Below are 19070 nucleotides of genomic sequence, written 5' to 3' on the forward strand. Positions count from 1 at the left end.
GTACACTGGCTAAATTCAGAAATGATAATTCTAATGTTGTATTAGCATTGAAAAGAAATACTAACATTAGAACAAATAGGACAGTATAAAATGAATTAGATAATGAAGAAAGCCGCTCGTTTTTTCGGGGCGGCTTATTCTTTACATGTTTTAGTTTTCTTCTTCTTTGTAATTCAATGCAATCTCTACTATTTCTTCCGGTGTTAAATCCCTAAAATCCCAAAAGATTATATCACTTGGAGCGGGATGAGGTACACCGCTATTATTAAATTGGTTTACGTATTCATTAAGTTCTTCTTCAGGTAATTTAGGATTACAAATCTTTGTTACAAGTTCAATAAGTTCTTCTTTTGTCATTTTGAGTGTCATACTAACCATCCTTTCATAATCATTAACCTTTTTTACCGAAATGATATGAACGATCTAAAACATTTTGATGCATTTTAGGAGAAACAATTATTAAGTTATCGAGATTGTACACATCTCCACCCTGGTGAATTGGTTGTTTATGGTGCAAAATATATTGATTGTGCTGACCATACTTCTCAGATAATGGAGCGAATGGAGCTTTACCCTCTTTCATAAGGTTTATATTTCTTTGGTTAAATTCTGTCGCATAGTCTGAATCAGCAACTGTTTTCCAAAACTCTTTTCTAAAATCATCAAATGAGTTGAAATTTTTTCCAATTAGCTTATTTCGAATTTCTTGTGGAATAACACCAATTGAACCTTTATTATACATTAGTTTCTTTTGAGTCCCTAAACTTCGTTCAAGATTAAAACTTGAAGTTACTGTTCCTGGAGAATTTCTTTTTTGTGCACTTGAAATCGTAGTCTTTGCAAAATTATAGTAGGCTTGATTCAATTCGCTTTGAGGTATCTTGGTTATGATAGTTCCACCAGAGAAAGATAAGAAACATCTTTCTTAAAAGATTGTAAAATCTCAGATGCGTGCCTCATTTCTTTTATTAGTGTTACTCCTTTTGTTAATGTACTTGCTCCACTTGATGCTTTTACTCCTTTTATAACAAGTCCTGCTCTACCTAATCCCTTGTCGGTGATTAGACCAATACCTATTTGGGTTAATGCATAAGTAATCCATTGCGTACGGCTCTCTGCATCTCCATTTATCATATCTCGTTTCACGGTACTTGAAAATGTATGCCACATATTTTTCGCCGTTTCATCCAAATGTAAAATCGCATATGTAACATTAATAAAAGTTTCTATATCCATATTCCTTATATTCATATTACTTAAAGTTTCCATGGACTTGATTGTATCTTCAACAGCTTTCCCTGTTCCGATTACAGTACCATTCCATATCTTTTTTACTGTTTCGAACATTTTAACTACACTGTCTACCTTATCGCCCCACGCTTTTTTAATCGCAGATGTTTCTTCTAGCCTACCGCACATTTCTCCATCTTTAATTAAATAATCAGCTTTTCGTTTTTTTTCTTCTGTAATTGCTTGAATAGGACCCGTCCATTCCATATTCAACCCTTGTGTACTAAATGTACCACTGGCGGGACTAAAACCTTTTCCGCTTTGTACTTCCGCCAAACCTGTCGCAATGCTAGCGGCTAGTTGGAGTGCAGTATCATAATTATTACTAGAAGTATAATTAAATTCATATAGATGTTCTAATTTTTCTTGCAGTTTTTGCCTCATGACAGTAAAAAGATTTACCATAGCGTCCATACCTGGGATCGACATAGTTTGGTTGAGCGCTTCTGTACTTGCTATCATTCGATCGATTTCTCGAATTTGTTCTATTATCTCCTGTTCGATAACATCTGTAGAAGCTACCTGTGATTGAAAGTCTCTTGGAAAGGCATCATTTTGAAGGATTAATTCTTCGCATAAGTAAATGATTCCTTGTGCTAACGGACGAAAGGTTTGTAAGAAATATGCTTTTGCACTGCTATATGTTTGTCCTTGTAGAACAGTATCAATTGCAAAAGCATCAATCGACTGAATAGCTTGTTCCATACCTTGAATGGTAGCGGTACATACAGCATTCATACTTTGTGTTTGGGTATGTACTTCCCCTAGATACATATTTAAACTCAAAAATCTCCCCCTTTTAATAAGTAAATGATACCAATTTAAGGAGAGAACTGTAAATGTTACATTGCAATGAGTTTATTAGAGGTAGTAATATACCTCAAAGCGAACTTATCCATATTCAAAATGACAGGTGACATAAAAAAATAAACTCATATTTCTATAGCATATAATGTGAGTTTGAAAGTTGGAAATGAAAAATAGTAGGATTAAAAATAGTTTGAACTTTTATTAATCAGATAAAATTACAAGCTGGTTTTTGTGATATAAATGGGCATTTGTATTCATAAATTGTCTAACTTTTCCGCCTGTCATTCGATATGTACATACTGCGCATACAGCAATATGCTGTCCGGGGTTTATATCTTCTGGCGAAAGTGTTTCAGAATCGAAGTAAATAGAGGGTGAAGGAATTTGCTCTATACCATTACTACTAATTCCTTTTTTTCCCCAACGAAGGTTTATAGCGTATTTCCCTGACATTTCTATATATCGCACGCTGTCTACAATGCCTTCTATACAAATGGGATGTCTGTTTTCCCATTTTAGTTGTTTGACGTAATTGCACGATTGTATATAACGGTCAGGTTCATAATAAAAATCACTCCACTTTATTCTTTTTCCATGCATTTCAATTTCAATAATAGAGTGTAGTTCGGTTTGTTTTTCTAGAATATTCCGTAACTCAATTATCTTTTTCATGGCTGATAAGTATGAGTTTAAGCTCCCGCTAGAATGATAAGTTCTATCTTTTTTATTCAGTGCCTTGTTTTGATCATTCTTTGGCTTTGTAGTTTGATTTTTCAATTCTTCTAAAGGCTCATGGATCATATTTAAGCGAAATAAAAAAGTTTTATCCTCTACACTTTTTAAAATGTCATCATCGGAATCACGTGCGATAACTTTAATCTGACCGAGTGTATTGTATGAACAGAATTCCTCGTGGTTTATGCCGCCTTTTCGGTAAAAAAGCGCTGGAATTTCTACTTCATTTCTCATATGTCTTGTGCGATGCGCCACAGGTATTCTACAAACTCTACATTCTAATTCTTGTTTTAAATGCTTATTTACAGGTTCATCTATTTCTTGCGCTGAAACCTTTTCATTCAAAATTGTCGAGTAAGCTTCTTTCATTGTTACTGCCATTTTCCTCTCCTCCTAATAAAGAAAATTTACCACCATCATAAATTGTATTTATATAGGATATTTTACCATTATCAGCATTCGAAGTGGCTAAGTTTGGAATTTAATATTTGACGTATGAAAGAAATTTGGTATCTGAAGATAATCTGATTTTTATTACGTTATTTTGAAAAGAGGGGGGATTTAATTATAAGTAGATTCTTTTTGCGCTTTTTTTAGGGGGATTAATATAACTTCAAACAAATTCACCAATATTTTAAATAAAAGGGTGATTTAGATAAATATCATGAAAATTATCGTGATAATGCATAGTCCTTGTATATCGTAATAATCTTATGTAATAATGGTGATTTAGAGCATAAAGAGGGACCAAAGTGAATATAGCACTAATTATTACATCAATTCTTTCATTAGCTACATTAATTGTATCAATTTATAACGCTAGAACCTTAAATGAAAACAAAGAAAAAGATCGTAGGATAGCTGTAGAATTATCTGAGAAAAGAAGAATGCAAAATGATTTATTCGAACACATTACAAAAGTTCTTGATTTGGGTAGAAGGTGTAGTGTGGAAACTGATGAAAAAGAAAAGCAAAAAATAAAATTTGAATTGTTAAATCATAAAATATTTATTTGGATTAACTTAGATAGAAAAAATAAGTTTACAAAAGATTTAAGGATAAACTGTAATGAATATATTACCTGGTGGGCTTCTTTTTTAGAGTCATCGAATGATGAAGAAAAATCAAATTTCGAGAGAGCATCTTATAAAAATATGAAGTCAATATGGATTCTGATTGATAAATATATTGAAGAAGAAAATAAATTAATTGAAGAATTAATGTAGTCACATTCAATCGAGTGTGCTCTTTATTATGTATTAGATGTATATGCGATTGAACGTGGAAAGAACCGAACACATTAAATAATTAGCCAAGTAAAAAAGTGAACGCCTACGGAAAATATTCGTTCACTTTTTAATTTTTATAAATGTAGTTCATAATTTCCGTCAGTACTATTGGGCTTTCTAAATATTTCCTCGAAAGGATTAAGCTTTTTTGAGAAACCATTTTTTAATGCAAAGTGGTAACCTTCTTCAGTTATAACTTCTTGTAATACTAATCGTTCAAATCCTTTTTCTTTAGCGAATGTTTTAAACCATTCAAGAACAATACTTCCCTTACCTTGATTACTTGGTGTAATGTTTATAGCAGTAATCGCCAAGTATGGATCGGGGGAAAATTCGCTTCTAAGGTTAATGGTGACTTTAGATTTTTTAGAAGAAATATCTAAAGAATACTTAGAAAGACCTTCTATGAACATTATTTCATCTTGTACCAATTCGTCTAATAACATTTTTAATTTTTGAAAGTCTTGTACATGAAGAGGGATCTTGGTGAATTTTTCTTTCAAAACAATTAACTCCTTTTATCATCTGTTTTTTGCACTTATCCATTTCTATACACACGCCAGCCATTATATTTTTTGTCCCAAACTAGCCCCACTTAGCCCCAGGTGCATACTTTTTAATGCTTTATTTTGCATTATTAGTGACAAATAAAAAAAGCCCAGACCCCTTGATAAACAAGGTTTCTAAGGCTTTTAATAATACTCTTTGCAGAGTACCGAGATTAACGAGAGTAGAACTCTACGATTAATGCTTCGTTGATTTCAGCCGCTAACTCAGAACGCTCAGCGTGACGAGTGTAAGTAGCTTCTAATTTATCAGCATCGAAAGTTAAGTATTCTGGTACGAAGTTGTTAACTTCGATCGCTTCTTTAACAACAACAAGGCTGTTAGATTTTTCGCGAACGCTGATAGTTTGACCAGGTTTTACACGGTAAGATGGGATATCTACGCGAGATCCATCAACTGTGATGTGACCGTGGTTTACTAATTGGCGAGCTGCACGACGAGTGCGAGCTAAGCCCATACGGTAAACTAAGTTGTCAAGACGAGCTTCAAGAAGGATCATGAAGTTTTCGCCGTGCTTACCAGGCATTTTACCTGCTTGGTCAAATGTGCGACGGAATTGACGCTCAGTCATGCCGTACATGTGACGAAGTTTTTGTTTCTCTTGTAATTGTAAACCGTATTCTGAAAGTTTCTTACGTTGGTTAGGACCGTGAGGACCTGGTGCGTAAGGGCGTTTTTCTAATTCTTTTCCTGTGCCGCTTAGAGAGATTCCAAGACGACGAGACAGTTTCCATGCTGGACCTGTATAACGAGCCATAGTTGACTCCTCCTTTAAAAATGTTTTTATTTTCGTAAAATAAAAACAGACGTAATCGATATTTACGGGCATTTTGTTTTCATGTACCTTCGCTCCAGCAGCAGGGAGTTACGAGATACACCTCCGTAGAGGAACAAAATACAAACGATAAACTCACATTACAAGGCTGCCTTTTTATTTTACACAAACGCTATTATATCTTTTACCCAGAGTTTCGTCAAGTGATCCCCTTTTTGTTTTATGCATATAAATTTTGGAAATTAACAAGAAGGAATTTAAAACGATATAAAAGAAGAGATAGAAACACAAATAAAACGCTTACATAAAATGAAGTAAAACGTTCATCAAATTTTTGTTGATGAATATGCGGGATAAAAACATAAAAGGGGATGTTTTTATGAAAAAGAAGCATATGGAGACAGCGTTAATTCATCACGGGTATAAATCTGAAGAACATAAAGGAAGTTTAACACCACCGTTATTTCAAACATCTACATTTACATTTGAGACTGCGCAGCAAGGAGAGGCGAGTTTTGCGGGAGTGGATCCGTCTTATATTTACTCAAGACTTGGAAATCCAACTGTAAAATTATTTGAAGAACGTATGGCGGTGTTAGAAGGAGGAGAAGAAGCACTTGCTTTCGGATCCGGTATGGCAGCTATTTCAGCAACGTTAATTGGCTTTCTAAAAGCTGGAGATCATATTATTTGTTCAAATGGATTATACGGGTGCACGTACGGATTTTTAGAAGTATTAGAAGAGAAATTTATGATTACACATTCGTTTTGTGATATGGAGACAGAAGCTGATGTTGAAAATAAAATCCGTCCAAATACAAAGGTTATTTTCGTTGAAACACCGATTAATCCAACGATGAAATTAATCGATTTAAAACAAGTGATTCGGGTTGCGAAGCGAAATGGCTTACTTGTCGTTGTTGATAATACGTTTTGTTCACCTTATTTACAAAGACCGCTTGAGCTTGGTTGTGACGCAGTTGTTCATAGTGCGACAAAATATATTGGCGGTCATGGCGATGTTGTGGCGGGTGTAACGATTTGTAAAACGACAGCATTAGCTGAAAAAATTCGCCCGATGCGAAAAGATATCGGCGGTATTATGGCGCCGTTTGATGCATGGTTATTGTTACGCGGATTAAAGACATTAGCGGTAAGAATGGACCGCCATTGTGATAATGCCGAAAAAATTGTATCGTTCCTGAAAAATCATGATGCGGTAGAAGGTGTTTGGTATCCAGAAGGTGAGTTAGCATCTCGCCAAATGAAACGAGGCGGCGGTGTGATTTCTTTTTCAGTAAAAGGCGGAAAAGAAGAGACGCAAGCGTTTATCAATGACCTTCACTTTATTACAATTGCCGTAAGTTTAGGAGATACAGAAACGTTAATTCAGCATCCGGCAACGATGACGCACGCTGCGATTCCAGCTGAGTTAAGACAAGAAATGGGTATTTACGATAATTTAATACGTTTATCTGTCGGTTTAGAATCATGGGAAGATATCGTTTCTGATTTAGAGCAGGCACTAAAGAAAATATCTACTGTTAGTAATCAATAAAAAAGAGTGAGCTATCGGTTTCGTACGTGATGTACGCAATCGATAACTCACTCTTTTCTTTTTTAAATATGTTTTAGGAGTGTTTCCACAAACTTTTCTAAATAGCGCTGATCTACTTCATCAAAACGATTTTTTTCAGGGCTATCAATATCAAGTACACCAATGACAGTTCCTTCTTTCACGATCGGTACAACGATTTCTGAATTCGAAGCACTGTCGCAAGCGATATGTCCTGGGAATTGGTGAACGTCTGCTACAAGCTGCGTTGTTTTCGTTTCAGCTGCAACGCCGCAAACGCCTCGTCCAAATGGAATGCGCACGCAAGCAGGCATTCCTTGGAAAGGTCCAAGAACAAGCTGATTTCCTTCTGTTACATAAAAGCCAACCCAATTCACACGATCTAAAAATTGATTTAATAATGCGGACGCATTTGATAAGTTTGCGACTACGTTTGGTTCGCCAGTTAATAATGCATCCAGTTGTTTAATTACTGTCTCGTATTGCTGCACACGAGAACCTGCATAACTTTCTTTTGTAAACATGGAAACAACTCCCTTTTTATCGAGATGTGTAAAATATTAGCAAAATACGATGTATTTCACATGACTTTGTCGATAGAAAATTAAAGGAATTTGTCTTAAAAGTCAAGAAATTTAAACTATAGCTGTTCAGTGAGAGGAAGTGAGCGCATGAAACAGACGAAACAAAAAGTAATTGATGCGGCAATATCGTTGTTTAACACGAAAGGTTATGATGGAACGTCGGTGCGAGAAATTGCAAAGCGAGCGGATGTGAATGTAGCGAATATTTCATATTATTTTGCTGGAAAGCAAGGTTTATTAGAACAGCTTATTACTGACTTTTTAGAAGGATATATTCATGTGATTGAAATGTCGTTCGAACAGAGAGAATATTTGTCGGCTAAAGATGTGATGGTGCAAATGGTGCGCGGGATTTTACGATATCAATTTGAAAATAGGGAACTGACACGTTTCTTCTACCGAGAGCTTTCACTTGATACGACATTAATTCGCGAAGTGATGACCATTTACTTTTCTAAAGAAAGATATTATATAGAGCAAATGATTAGACAGGGACAAATGAAGCAGGAATTTAAAAAGGTATCTTTTACAATGTTTATGACGCAATTAAAAGGCATGATGAATATGCCGTTTTTATATCCGCAATATATATCAGAAGTGCTGCATTCTTTTCCGTCTGAGACATTTTTCATAGAAATGTACACGAAAGAAATTGAACAATGGATGGAGCAAACATTATGTATAACGAATATGTACTACGAATTGCCAAGAGCTGTTCACATGTGAAAAATCCCCACCTATCGAACTGAGGTGGGGATTTTTGTGCTTTCTTTCCTTTGCCATACATTGTTGCATAATAGCGCGATAATTGTTAAGGAGGCTCCGGCAACTTCAACTTTGTCGACTGTATAACCTCGACAGATGGAACCGATAAGTGCAAGTACAGGAACTAAATTCATAAATAATATGCCGTTAATAGATGAAATATAGCGATTTCCTGTGTTCCAGCAAAATACAGCGATAACACCTGCAATAATTGACATATACAAGAGTTCAAAACGAACGCTCATAATTGTACGAAGTGACGGCATAGTAACGATGTTTGTGTAAGTGAAGAAAGTGACGATAACGATGAGTGAAATCGAGCCGAATAAACAAGTTAACGTCGTATACCTGAGTGGTGACCAAGATTGAAAACGAGCACCGCCGTTCGTATAAATGACCCAGCAAGTAACGCCGCATAGCATAAGTATATTTGTTGAGAGGTGACTGGCAGCTCCAAATAATAAGTGAATATTTCCTTTTGAAATGACAAGCATAACACCGAGCAATGCAACGAACATACAAAGGAATGTGTAGTTTTGTGGGCGTTTGTTTTTTGTTATCCACTGCAATAATAAAGCGATGAGCGGCATAAGAGACTGAATCATCGCAGCATGGATGGCTCCAGAAGGCCCAGCAAGTTGTTGGCCGTAAAAGATGAGAAAACCATATCCAGCGAAACCGACTGTTCCGTAAAAGAATAACGAAAATGTTCTTTTTTCTAAGCGGAGTGAAGTTTTTCCTTCAGTAATGAGTAGCAAAATAAGAAAAATTACAGCTGCGGATCCGTACCGGATAGTTGTGAAGAAGAACGGATCGATAAACTGCAGGGCATTTGCCATGACAGGAAACATAAATCCCCAAGCGGTTACGGCAAGTAGGCATAGGAAGGATCCGAGTAGCATTTGTTTTTTGTTCAAGAGTTTCATTCCCCTTTGTATTTCGTTATAGTAAGTTGATGAAATAAGTATAAAGAGTAATTGTTTATAGAAGGAAATATCGATTTTTTATGACAGTTATAACTTTTTGTTAGAGGTGTGTACGATGGATTTGGAGGCAGTAAGATCGTTTATTGAAGTAAAGAATACGCGAAGTTTATCAAAGGCGAGTAAGCTGTTACATATTTCTCAGCCGGCGCTTAGTAAGCAAATTCAAAGGTTAGAAGCGGATTTAGAGGTTACTTTACTCAAGCGTTCCGCGCAAGGAGTGGAGTTAACAGAGGCTGGAGAGTTATTTATAACAAGGATGTTACCGATTTTGGAACACATACATGAAGTGAAAGCCGAAATGAAGAATTTTCAAGAGAAGCGGAAAATTTCTATAGGCATATTGCCAAGTTTAGCAGCGCATTATATATCAAAATGTAAAGATGTATTAGGTGATGGATTCGAAGTAGAATGGAAAATTGAGCATACGAAAGTACTAATGGGACTCTTTAAAGAACGGAAGATTGAAGCGATGTTCGTCGATTCAGTAGTAGAAGACGCTACGTGTATAAAAGAAATGCGAGAAGAAAAAATTGTTTGTGTAGTTTCAAGTGATCATCTTTATAAAGAGAAAATAGTAATCCGAATGGAAGATTTGCAAAATGAAAAGTTAATCGTATATCCAGAAATTTGTGATGTAAGGAAAATGATTACGAATATGTTTCAAGGGATAGGTGCGAAACCAATCATTGCATTTGAAACTTCTTATGCAGAACCGATGCTTGCAATGGTTGGAGCTGGACTTGGTATTACGTTACTTCCAGAAATGGCAATAGAGCAGGCGGTAAAGCAAGGGAATGTGTATGCGATTCCTATTGAACCACCACTTGTGCGCAAAATTTATTTCGTATCTCATATGAAAGAGAACCTGTTATTACAATCATTTGATGATGGAAGATAATCCAAACAGAAGATTGAGAAAGATTACAATTGCATTGAAAGAAACATGAAATTTTAAAAAAAACTAGGTCAAAAACAAGCCATTACATGGTATGATTAGTACATTGTTAGTTGTTAAATATAGGGGAATTCCCTTTTTATACATAATGCCTTCCATTTCATAAACGGAACGGACAAAAAAAGAGATATAACTAGGAGGCTTTTTTGCATGGATTCTATCCTGACGATCGTTATCATTGTAGTAAGCTCTATTCTAGTGCTGCTCATGATAGAGCTTGTGATAAGAAATCGTTCATATAAAGATATTGAAGCACTGGAGCAGTGGAAACAAGAGATAAAAGATAAACCTGTGGCAGATGAACTAAAACGGGTGAAAGATTTAAACATGACAGGTCAAACAGAAGAACTGTTTGGTAAATGGCGTGAAGAATGGGATGAGATTGTATCAACAACCCTTCCGAAAGCAGATAAAGATTTAGCGCAAGCGCGAAAATTCGCCTCGCAATTCTCCTTCCGAAAAGCAAAGCATGCGATGAATGAATCCATAAGTGGTTTAGATGACGCTGATAATCGTATTACAGACATTTTAAATGAATTACAGCAATTGTTAGAAAGCCATGAAAAAAATAGCTCGGAAATTGAAGGGTTACGTGATACATATCGTAGTATGAAGAAGAGTGTTCTTGCTCATAGACATATGTATGGAGCAGCAGAGCAGAAAATTGAAGAGATGCTAGACGCTGAATCTAATAAGTTTAAAAGCTTTGAAGAGGCAACAGATAATGGCGACTACTTAAAAGCGCGAGAAATTGTTATTAGTTTAGAAGAAGGTTTAGCAAACTTAGAAATCATTATTCACCAAATTCCAGATTTACTGGTAGAGTGTCAAGCGACGTTACCAGTTCAGCTGGAAGATTTATTACACGGACATAATGATATGGTAAGACAAGGTTATGTATTAGAGTATTTGGAAATCCCTAAAGAAGTTCGCGATATGACGACACAACTACACACATGTTTAATGGATATACAGGAGCTTCATATAACGGAAGCGGCTGAAAAAGTAGAAGACTTAAAAACGCGTTTAGATGGCTTCTATGATCAACTGGAACAAGAAGTGCATGCGAGACATTATGTGGAGCAAAAAACACTTTCTGTTTATGAAGACTTAGAAGAAATCCGCACTGAAACGCTTGAAACAAAAGCAGAAACACAACTTGTGAAACAAAGTTATCAGTTACAAGATAAGGACATTGAGTCTCAAAAAGTAATTGAAAAGCAAATGCACATTTTAACGAAACGTTTTGAAATGCTACAATTACGCGTTGCGGAACAAGATATTGCCTTCTCTATTATTCGTGAGGAACTAGAAGAGGTTTATGAGCAATGTGAAACGTTAAAAGTACTTCATGCAGAGTATAAAGAAATGCTGCAAACGATGCGTAAAGAGGAATTTGAAGCGCGTGAGAAGTTGCAAGAAATGCGAAATATCATTTTTGAAACGAAACGTTTTATGCAAAAGTCGAATTTGCCAGGTCTTCCAGAAAGCATTATGGAAGATTTAAAAAGAGGACAAATGGCAATGCAAGCTGTATATGAACAGTTAGAAGTGAAACCGTTAAATATGAACGCTGTAAATAGCAGTTTAGAAGAAGCGTACACAACTGTTAATGGTGTAGCTGAAATGACAGAAGAGTTAATTGGACAAGCGTATTTAGTTGAAAAATTAATTCAATACGGTAATCGTTATCGCAGTCACGATGAGAACCTTGCAGAGAGCTTAAATTATGCGGAGAAATTATTCCGTGAATATCAATACGATGCAGCTTTAGAACAAGCGGCTTCTGTACTAGAGCAGCTTGAACCCGGCGTTGTTCAAAAAATAGCTGAATATGTAGACAATGAACAAACCCTTTCATAAGGGTTTGTTTTTTTGTGTAATTTTGAGGGCGATGTTGCTATAATGAATAGCGGAATACAGTAAGGTTATTCATTTTAAGATAAAGTGAAACTGTAATCAGTAAGGGCATCTTCACTAATTATCGCCCTTCACAATCGGGATAAAATGGAACCTTTGAGTAGTCTTAGCGTAATTACACGTATTTGTGATATGATTATATGATGTGATAGCGCTGAAAGGGGAAGAACGATGATCTATTTTGATAATAGTGCGACGACGAAGCCATATCCAGAAGCCCTTCAATCGTACGTAACGGTTGCTGGAAAATATTTTGGAAACCCTTCTTCTATTCATTCGCTTGGGGGAGAGGCAGAGCGTCTATTAACACAATCAAGAACGATTGCAGCGCAGCTTCTTCACGTTAAACCTTCTGAGATTATTTTCACATCAGGTGGAACAGAAGGGAATAACCTTGCGATTAAAGGAATAGCGATGAGGAATCGTTCGCGCGGTAAACATATCATTACAACAAATATTGAACACGCGTCTGTGTTTGAAGCATATAAACAATTAGAAGATCTCGGTTTTGATGTAACATATTTACCGGTTAATGAGCATGGTGTTGTTTCGGTAGAGGATGTAAAACGAGCACTTCGTGAAGATACGATTCTTGTGTCAATTATTCACGTGAACAACGAGACTGGAGCAATTCAGCCTGTTGCTGAAATTGGAACGTTATTATCGAACTATCCGAAAATAAGATTCCATGTGGACCATGTACAAGGGATAGGAAAAGTACCGCTTGATTTATATGCTTCTCATATTGATCTTTGCTCAATATCTGGACATAAATTCCACAGTGTAAAAGGAACGGGTCTTCTTTATGTACGTGATGGCGTGAGGTTAGATCCGATTTTATCAGGCGGTCAACAAGAGCTTAAGTATCGCTCTGGTACAGAAAATTTACCTGGCATTGTAGCGATGGTGAAAGCACTTCGCATGACAATGGAACAAGTGAAAGAAAAGATAGCTCATTTGCACAATTTACAAACAGAGCTTGTCCGTTTCTTTAAAGAGATGGAAGATGTAACGATCAATACGTCGCTTGCATATGCAGCACCGCACATTTTAAATGTATCATTTGTTGGTTTAAAACCAGAAGTGGTCGTTCATGCTTTAGAAGAGCACGGTGTGTATGTATCGACGAAGTCTGCTTGTTCTTCAAAAGCAAATGAAGTGAGCAGAGTGTTAGTGTCAATGGGGGTACCGCATGCCGCTGCTGCAAGTGCTATTCGCATTAGTTTGGCACCAGAAAACACGATGGAAGAAGTAAAACAATTTGAAGGTATTGTGAAAGAGACGATGCCAAAATTACATGAAGTGATGAGGTAAAGGAATATGATGACATATGAATATATTTTAGTTCGTTATGGAGAGATGACGACTAAAGGTAAGAACCGCTCTAAATTTGTAAGCACATTAAAAGATAACGTAAAGTTTAAACTGAAAAAGTTCCCAAATATTAAAATCGATGCAACGCATGATCGTATGTACATCCAATTAAATGGCGAAGACCACGAAGCAATTTCTGAAAGATTGAAAGATGTATTTGGTATTCATAAATTTAATTTAGCGATGAAAGTACCATCAGAATTAGAAGATATTAAAAAAGGTGCATTAGCAGCTTTCTTACAAGTAAAAGGCGATGTGAAAACATTTAAAATTACAGTGCACCGTTCTGATAAGCGCTTCCCAATGAAGACGATGGAGTTACTTCCAGAAATCGGTGGGCACATTTTAGAAAATACAGAGGATATCACAGTAGATGTTCATAATCCAGATGTGAATGTACGTATAGAAATTCGCAGTGGTTACAGCTATATTATGTGTGGTGAGCATATGGGAGCTGGTGGTTTACCAGTTGGCGTTGGCGGAAAAGTAATGGTACTTCTTTCTGGTGGTATCGATAGCCCAGTAGCAACGTACTTAACGATGAAACGCGGCGTGTCTGTGGAAGCAGTTCATTTCCATAGCCCACCTTTCACAAGCGAGCGTGCAAAACAAAAAGTAATTGATTTAGCACAAGAGTTAACGAAGTATTGTAAACGTGTAACGCTTCACCTTGTTCCATTTACAGAAGTGCAAAAAACGATTAATAAAGAAATTCCATCTAGCTATTCAATGACAGTTATGCGCCGTATGATGATGCGTATTACAGAGCGTATCGCAGAGGAGCGTAATGCACTTGCAATCACGACTGGTGAAAGTCTTGGACAAGTAGCAAGCCAAACATTAGATAGTATGCATACAATTAACGAAGTAACAAACTATCCAGTTATTCGTCCACTTATTACGATGGATAAATTAGAAATTATTAAAATCGCTGAAGAAATCGGAACATATGATATTTCAATTCGTCCGTACGAAGATTGCTGTACAGTATTCACACCAGCAAGCCCAGCGACGAAGCCGAAGCGTGAAAAAGCAAATCGTTTTGAAGCGAAATACGATTTCACACCATTAATCGATGAAGCTGTAGCGAACAAAGAAACAATGGTATTACAAACGGTAGAAGTAGTGGCGGAAGAAGAAAAATTCGAAGAACTTTTCTAAAACCATAAATTACCATATCTAAAATATGTATGAAGTCATGTTGTTTATCACACTCTATACTCACAAGGAGGTGATACAACATGGCAAGCAACAATAAATTAGCAGTATCTGGTGCTCAAGCAGCATTAGATCAAATGAAATACGAAATCGCTCAAGAGTTTGGTGTTCAACTTGGAGCTGATGCAACATCTCGCGCTAACGGTTCTGTTGGTGGCGAAATTACGAAACGTCTAGTTTCACTAGCTGAGCAACAATTAGGCGGTTTCCAAAAATAATCCCATATATGATGGCTTAGAAAGAGCGGGTTCTCCCGCTCTTTCTTTTTGTTGTTTGCATCGTTATACATTCATTTCGACATAGACATAAAAAATTTGTCAAAAGAAGAGGGTTCAAAATTAACTGAAAATTCTTTATTATATAAGGGAGGCATAAAGAAAAGGGAGGATGTTTATGAAGAGAGAAGAATTGTTGGCGCCGCAGTCTTATAATTTAGTTTCTGAAATAGAGAAATATACAGGTGATAAAGAGAAGCTTGCTTTAATTTGGCAAGATGATAAAGGGAATAGACGAGAAGTTACATATGCTGAGTTAATGCAAGGTGCGAATAAAATTGGAAACGCTTTTATAAAGAGTGGGCTGCAGAAAGGGGACAAGCTCCTCATTATGATGCCACGTTTAATTGAAGCGTACATGACGTATATCGCTGCGATTAAAGCAGGATTTGTCGTAATTCCGAGTTCGGAAATGTTGCGCAAAAAGGATATCGAATATCGCATTGGGCACGGGGAAGTAAAAGCGATTGTAAGTTATGAGCCGTACATTGGGCAGTTTGATGATATAGAAGCGATGGAATCTCTTCAAAAATTCGTTCTGAGCGAGCAGTCAGTAGATGGATGGATTAATTTAAAAACAGCGTTAGAAACAGAAAGTGACCTGTTAGAAATGGCGAAGACAGATAAAGAAGATATGGTCTTTTTATCTTACACGTCAGGGACGACAGGAAATCCAAAAGGTGTTGTTCATACGCATGCGTGGGCGTACGCTCATTTACGTACGAGCGCTCCAAACTGGCTCGGAATTGAAGAGAATGATGTTGTATGGGCGACAGCTAGTCCAGGTTGGCAAAAGTGGATTTGGAGCCCGTTTGTAGCAACTCTCGGTTCAGGTGCAACAGGATTTGTATACCACGGTAAGTTTGAACCAAAAACGTATTTAAACTTATTAGGTGATAATAAGGTGAATGTGCTTTGTTGTACGCCGACTGAGTATAGATTAATGGCAAAGGTAGAAGACCTAAGTGAGTATAGTTTAGAAGCATTACATAGCGCTGTATCCGCAGGTGAGCCGTTAAATAGAGAAGTTATTGAAACGTTCCAAAAGCACTTTAATACTACAGTAAGAGACGGCTATGGGCAAACGGAAAACACATTGCTTGTTGGTGTAATGAAAGGAATGGATATTAGACCAGGATCAATGGGAAAACCAACGCCAGGCAACCACGTTGATATTGTAGATGAGGAAGGTATGCCAGTAAAGGTAGGAGAAGTGGGTGATATTGCAGTTCACATTGAAACACCAGCCCTCTTTAAACAATATTATAAAGACGATGAGCGCACAGCGATGCAATTCCGCGGTGATTATTATATTACCGGTGATAAAGCGAAGAAAGATGAAGACGGCTATTTCTGGTTTGAAGGGCGCGGTGATGATATTATTATTAGCTCTGGTTATACAATCGGACCGTTTGAAGTAGAAGATGCGCTCGTAAAACATCCTTACGTAAGAGAGTGCGCAGTTGTCGCAAGTCCTGATGAAATTCGCGGAAGTGTCGTGAAGGCATTTATCGTATTAAGAGAGAATATAGAAAAGAACGAAGAAACATTAATTCCAATACTCCAACAACACGTCAAAGAACTTACTGCACCATATAAATACCCTCGTAAAATTGAATTTGTAGATGAACTACCAAAAACGATTTCTGGAAAAATTCGCCGTATTGAACTTAGAAAACAAGAGATGGAGATTCCTTCAAAATAATTTTGAAAATAGTTGAATGAACTGTAAACCATATGATATTATAAAAACGAACGTAAGTTCTGTTTTATAAATTTAAAAAAGAGGTGTCCGTATGATTTTAGGTATTAATCCGTACTTAGTTTTAGATGGTAGTGGGCAAGAAGCTGTACAGTTTTATAAAGAGGCGTTAGATGCAAAAGTAGAAGTCATGCAAACTTTTGGTGACATGCCTGAAAATCCTGAATATCCAATTCCAGCTGAAGCAAAAGAGCGCGTTTTACATGCTACTTTAAAAGTTGGTAATACGGATCTTATGATTTCTGATACATTCCCAGGTCAAGGGCATGCAATCGGATCTCAAGTAACAATCGCAATTCAAATTAGTGATGCAGAAAAAGCGAAAGAAGTATTCGAAAAGTTACAAGAGGGTGGAGAAGTTATTATGCCACTTCAAGAAACGTTCTGGAGCCCAGCATACGGACAACTAAAAGATAAATTTAGCATTGAATGGCAAATCACAACGTCTACTACTGAGCAAAAGTAATTTTTAGAAAAGCACCATGTTTTGAAATGGTGCTTTTTTTTATACAATAAAAACAAAGGAGATGGGATATATGGGAGAAATTTGGTATGGCGGCACCATTTACACAATGCGAGAAGAGAATGAAAAAGTAGACGCTGTTTATGTTGAAAACGGTATGATCGTTGATGTCGGGAGTAAAGAAGAATTAGAAGACCGATATGCTACGGTTAAATTGCACGATTTAGAAGGGAAAACGATGATTCCAGGTCTCGTTGATAGTCATATGCATCTTATTGGGCATGGAGAGAGGTTACTCCGTCTAGATTTATCAAACTGCACATCTTATAGCGAAGTGCTGACTCTCGTGCGGAAGCGAGTGGAAGAAGCTCCAAAGGGCTCTTGGGTTATTGGAGAAGGATGGAATGAAAATAACTTTATAGATACGAAAGATGTTCATGTGAAAGATTTAGATGAAATCTCGAAAGAACACCCCATTTTATTAAAGCGTGTTTGTCGTCACGTGACATGGGTGAATTCATACATACTGCAAGAAGCGAACATAACAGAAGCGACGCAAGACCCGAAAGGCGGAAAAATTGGCCGTGATGTATCAAATAATTTAACAGGACTTTTATATGAACAAGGGCAAGAGTTAATTAAACATGTTCAGCCAGAAATTGATGAAGCTTATTTACAAAGCGCTTTGCAAACAGCGATTAAAGACTGCTGGCAATATGGTCTCGTTGGTGGGCATACGGAAGATTTAAATTATTACGGTGGCTTTAGAAAAACGCACAATGCGTTTTCTCATGTTATAAAGGAAATGCCATTTAAAGCACATTTACTCGTTCACCATGAAGTAGCACATGAACGAAAAGAATATGAAAATGAGCATTATATTGAATTTGGGGCGATGAAAATTTTTTCTGATGGCTCTTTTGGCGGAAGAACAGCTTTATTAAGTGAACCGTATGAAGATGCGCAGGAAACAAATGGAGTGGCGATCTTCTCACGCAAAGAGCTTGCGGAGTTAGTGAAAAAAGCACGAGATTTACATATGCCAGTAGCGATTCATACAATCGGTGATTTATCGCTTGAATATGTCATTGATGCACTTGAATTATATCCACCAGCAGAAGGATTACGTGACCGCATTATTCATTGTCAGCTCGCTCGTGAAGAATTAATTGAAAGAATGAAGAGTTTGCAAGCAATTATTGATATTCAGCCTGTCTTTGTTTCATCGGATTTTCCATCAGTCATTGAAAAACTAGGAGAGCATCGTCTTCGTTATGCGTACGCTTGGAAGACGTTACTGGAAGCGGGATTACACTGCAACGGTGGATCTGACGCGCCAATTGAACAAGTGAATCCATTTTTAGGTATATATAGCGCAGTTACACGCAGAAGTTTTATTGACGGTGTATGTTATATGCCGGAAGAAAGATTAACGGTATATGAGGCTGTCTCTTTATTTACGACAGGAAGTGCCTATGCAATCGGAAAAGAAGCGAAGCGAGGACAAATCGCAAAAGGATATGAAGCGGACTTTACTATATTAGATCGCAATATTTTTGAAATAGAGGCAGAAGAAATAAAAGAAGTACAAGCAGCGATGACCGTAATTGATGGACGGGTTGTCTATAAAAAAGTATGTGAAAATATATCAGAGATTATTGAAATATATCGACCGTGACTCGAAATATATCAGCGATTATTAAAAATATCGACTTACCGACAAAAA

The 19070-nt window shown here is 36.8% G+C and carries 17 protein-coding genes and 1 pseudogene; 11 read left to right on the forward strand and 7 right to left on the reverse strand.

All coding sequences use genetic code 11. The features are described from left to right. Positions 1 to 150: 150 nt before the first annotated feature. From KVT31_RS00200 to KVT31_RS00210, 3 genes and pseudogenes are all read right to left on the reverse strand, one after another. A complete protein-coding gene (locus KVT31_RS00200) occupies positions 151 to 369 on the reverse strand; it encodes a bacteriocin immunity protein (RefSeq protein WP_000172895.1) in 219 nt (72 codons plus the stop codon). A 22-nt stretch (positions 370 to 391) separates the two neighbouring features. Further along, positions 392 to 2076 (reverse strand): annotated as a pseudogene (locus tag KVT31_RS30550) (T7SS effector LXG polymorphic toxin). Between the two features lie 225 nt (positions 2077 to 2301). Then, positions 2302 to 3216 carry a hypothetical protein gene (locus KVT31_RS00210; protein ID WP_088098005.1) on the reverse strand — a complete coding sequence of 305 codons (915 nt, stop codon included), beginning with the start codon at positions 3214 to 3216 and terminating at the stop codon, positions 2302 to 2304. A 371-nt stretch (positions 3217 to 3587) separates the two neighbouring features. Here KVT31_RS00210 and KVT31_RS00215 point away from each other — a divergent pair, with 371 nt between their 5' ends. After that, on the forward strand, positions 3588 to 4061 hold the full coding sequence (locus KVT31_RS00215; protein WP_088098004.1) for a hypothetical protein: 474 nt from the start codon (positions 3588 to 3590) through the stop codon (positions 4059 to 4061). Positions 4062 to 4198: 137 nt separating this feature from the next. Here KVT31_RS00215 and KVT31_RS00220 read toward each other — a convergent pair whose 3' ends face one another. Together KVT31_RS00220 and rpsD are read right to left on the reverse strand one after the other, a co-directional pair. Then, positions 4199 to 4627 (reverse strand): N-acetyltransferase, encoded by a 429-nt coding sequence (locus tag KVT31_RS00220; protein ID WP_088098003.1) that lies wholly within the window; start codon positions 4625 to 4627, stop codon positions 4199 to 4201. Positions 4628 to 4845: 218 nt separating this feature from the next. Continuing rightward, on the reverse strand, positions 4846 to 5448 hold the full coding sequence (gene rpsD / locus KVT31_RS00225) for a 30S ribosomal protein S4 (RefSeq protein ID WP_000135322.1): 603 nt from the start codon (positions 5446 to 5448) through the stop codon (positions 4846 to 4848). Positions 5449 to 5845: 397 nt separating this feature from the next. On the opposite strand from rpsD, the gene megL reads away from it, so the two are divergent. Further along, positions 5846 to 7024 carry a methionine gamma-lyase gene (gene megL / locus KVT31_RS00230; protein ID WP_088098002.1) on the forward strand — a complete coding sequence of 393 codons (1179 nt, stop codon included), beginning with the start codon at positions 5846 to 5848 and terminating at the stop codon, positions 7022 to 7024. A gap of 62 nt (positions 7025 to 7086) precedes the next feature. On the opposite strand, the gene KVT31_RS00235 is transcribed toward megL, so the two are convergent. Next, positions 7087 to 7566, reverse strand: coding sequence for a GAF domain-containing protein (locus tag KVT31_RS00235; RefSeq protein WP_088098001.1), 480 nt, complete (start codon positions 7564 to 7566; stop codon positions 7087 to 7089). A gap of 147 nt (positions 7567 to 7713) precedes the next feature. Here KVT31_RS00235 and refZ point away from each other — a divergent pair, with 147 nt between their 5' ends. Next, the gene (gene refZ / locus KVT31_RS00240) at positions 7714 to 8352 is read left to right on the forward strand and encodes a forespore capture DNA-binding protein RefZ (protein ID WP_000814939.1); all 639 of its coding nucleotides are present in this window, start codon (positions 7714 to 7716) and stop codon (positions 8350 to 8352) included. An 11-nt stretch (positions 8353 to 8363) separates the two neighbouring features. Here refZ and KVT31_RS00245 read toward each other — a convergent pair whose 3' ends face one another. Continuing rightward, positions 8364 to 9308, reverse strand: coding sequence for a DMT family transporter (locus tag KVT31_RS00245; RefSeq protein ID WP_088098000.1), 945 nt, complete (start codon positions 9306 to 9308; stop codon positions 8364 to 8366). 124 nt (positions 9309 to 9432) lie between these two features. Here KVT31_RS00245 and KVT31_RS00250 point away from each other — a divergent pair, with 124 nt between their 5' ends. The 8 genes from KVT31_RS00250 (at position 9433) to KVT31_RS00285 (ending at position 19022) form a co-directional block, all read left to right on the forward strand. After that, positions 9433 to 10275 (forward strand): LysR family transcriptional regulator, encoded by an 843-nt coding sequence (locus tag KVT31_RS00250; protein WP_088097999.1) that lies wholly within the window; start codon positions 9433 to 9435, stop codon positions 10273 to 10275. Between the two features lie 207 nt (positions 10276 to 10482). Continuing rightward, a complete protein-coding gene (ezrA, locus tag KVT31_RS00255) occupies positions 10483 to 12195 on the forward strand; it encodes a septation ring formation regulator EzrA (protein WP_088097998.1) in 1713 nt (570 codons plus the stop codon). A gap of 228 nt (positions 12196 to 12423) precedes the next feature. Then, the gene (locus KVT31_RS00260) at positions 12424 to 13566 is read left to right on the forward strand and encodes a cysteine desulfurase family protein (RefSeq protein ID WP_063260703.1); all 1143 of its coding nucleotides are present in this window, start codon (positions 12424 to 12426) and stop codon (positions 13564 to 13566) included. A 6-nt stretch (positions 13567 to 13572) separates the two neighbouring features. Beyond that, positions 13573 to 14787: a tRNA uracil 4-sulfurtransferase ThiI gene (thiI, locus tag KVT31_RS00265; RefSeq protein WP_000989277.1), complete on the forward strand. Its 1215-nt coding sequence runs from the start codon at positions 13573 to 13575 to the stop codon at positions 14785 to 14787. 80 nt (positions 14788 to 14867) lie between these two features. After that, positions 14868 to 15062 (forward strand): alpha/beta-type small acid-soluble spore protein, encoded by a 195-nt coding sequence (locus KVT31_RS00270; protein ID WP_000157912.1) that lies wholly within the window; start codon positions 14868 to 14870, stop codon positions 15060 to 15062. A 175-nt stretch (positions 15063 to 15237) separates the two neighbouring features. After that, on the forward strand, positions 15238 to 16824 hold the full coding sequence (mbcS, locus tag KVT31_RS00275) for an acyl-CoA synthetase MbcS (protein WP_088097997.1): 1587 nt from the start codon (positions 15238 to 15240) through the stop codon (positions 16822 to 16824). A 91-nt stretch (positions 16825 to 16915) separates the two neighbouring features. Continuing rightward, on the forward strand, positions 16916 to 17347 hold the full coding sequence (locus tag KVT31_RS00280; RefSeq protein WP_088097996.1) for a VOC family protein: 432 nt from the start codon (positions 16916 to 16918) through the stop codon (positions 17345 to 17347). A gap of 70 nt (positions 17348 to 17417) precedes the next feature. Next, the gene (locus KVT31_RS00285) at positions 17418 to 19022 is read left to right on the forward strand and encodes an amidohydrolase (protein WP_088097995.1); all 1605 of its coding nucleotides are present in this window, start codon (positions 17418 to 17420) and stop codon (positions 19020 to 19022) included. Positions 19023 to 19070 lie beyond the last annotated feature (48 nt).

The organism is Bacillus sp. GbtcB14, from assembly GCF_019091205.1.
Lineage (GTDB): Bacteria > Bacillota > Bacilli > Bacillales > Bacillaceae_G > Bacillus_A > Bacillus_A cereus_AG.

Excerpts from the sequence above, each read along its gene's own strand:
- KVT31_RS00200 (WP_000172895.1), bottom strand. The coding sequence starts at position 369 with ATGACACTCAAAATGACAAAAGAAGAACTTATTGAACTTGTAACAAAG.
- KVT31_RS00210 (WP_088098005.1), bottom strand. The coding sequence starts at position 3,216 with ATGGCAGTAACAATGAAAGAAGCTTACTCGACAATTTTGAATGAAAAG.
- rpsD (WP_000135322.1), bottom strand. The coding sequence starts at position 5,448 with ATGGCTCGTTATACAGGTCCAGCATGGAAACTGTCTCGTCGTCTTGGA.
- megL (WP_088098002.1), top strand. The coding sequence starts at position 5,846 with ATGAAAAAGAAGCATATGGAGACAGCGTTAATTCATCACGGGTATAAA.
- KVT31_RS00235 (WP_088098001.1), bottom strand. The coding sequence starts at position 7,566 with ATGTTTACAAAAGAAAGTTATGCAGGTTCTCGTGTGCAGCAATACGAG.
- refZ (WP_000814939.1), top strand. The coding sequence starts at position 7,714 with ATGAAACAGACGAAACAAAAAGTAATTGATGCGGCAATATCGTTGTTT.
- KVT31_RS00250 (WP_088097999.1), top strand. The coding sequence starts at position 9,433 with ATGGATTTGGAGGCAGTAAGATCGTTTATTGAAGTAAAGAATACGCGA.
- ezrA (WP_088097998.1), top strand. The coding sequence starts at position 10,483 with ATGGATTCTATCCTGACGATCGTTATCATTGTAGTAAGCTCTATTCTA.
- KVT31_RS00260 (WP_063260703.1), top strand. The coding sequence starts at position 12,424 with ATGATCTATTTTGATAATAGTGCGACGACGAAGCCATATCCAGAAGCC.
- thiI (WP_000989277.1), top strand. The coding sequence starts at position 13,573 with ATGATGACATATGAATATATTTTAGTTCGTTATGGAGAGATGACGACT.
- KVT31_RS00270 (WP_000157912.1), top strand. The coding sequence starts at position 14,868 with ATGGCAAGCAACAATAAATTAGCAGTATCTGGTGCTCAAGCAGCATTA.
- mbcS (WP_088097997.1), top strand. The coding sequence starts at position 15,238 with ATGAAGAGAGAAGAATTGTTGGCGCCGCAGTCTTATAATTTAGTTTCT.
- KVT31_RS00280 (WP_088097996.1), top strand. The coding sequence starts at position 16,916 with ATGATTTTAGGTATTAATCCGTACTTAGTTTTAGATGGTAGTGGGCAA.
- KVT31_RS00285 (WP_088097995.1), top strand. The coding sequence starts at position 17,418 with ATGGGAGAAATTTGGTATGGCGGCACCATTTACACAATGCGAGAAGAG.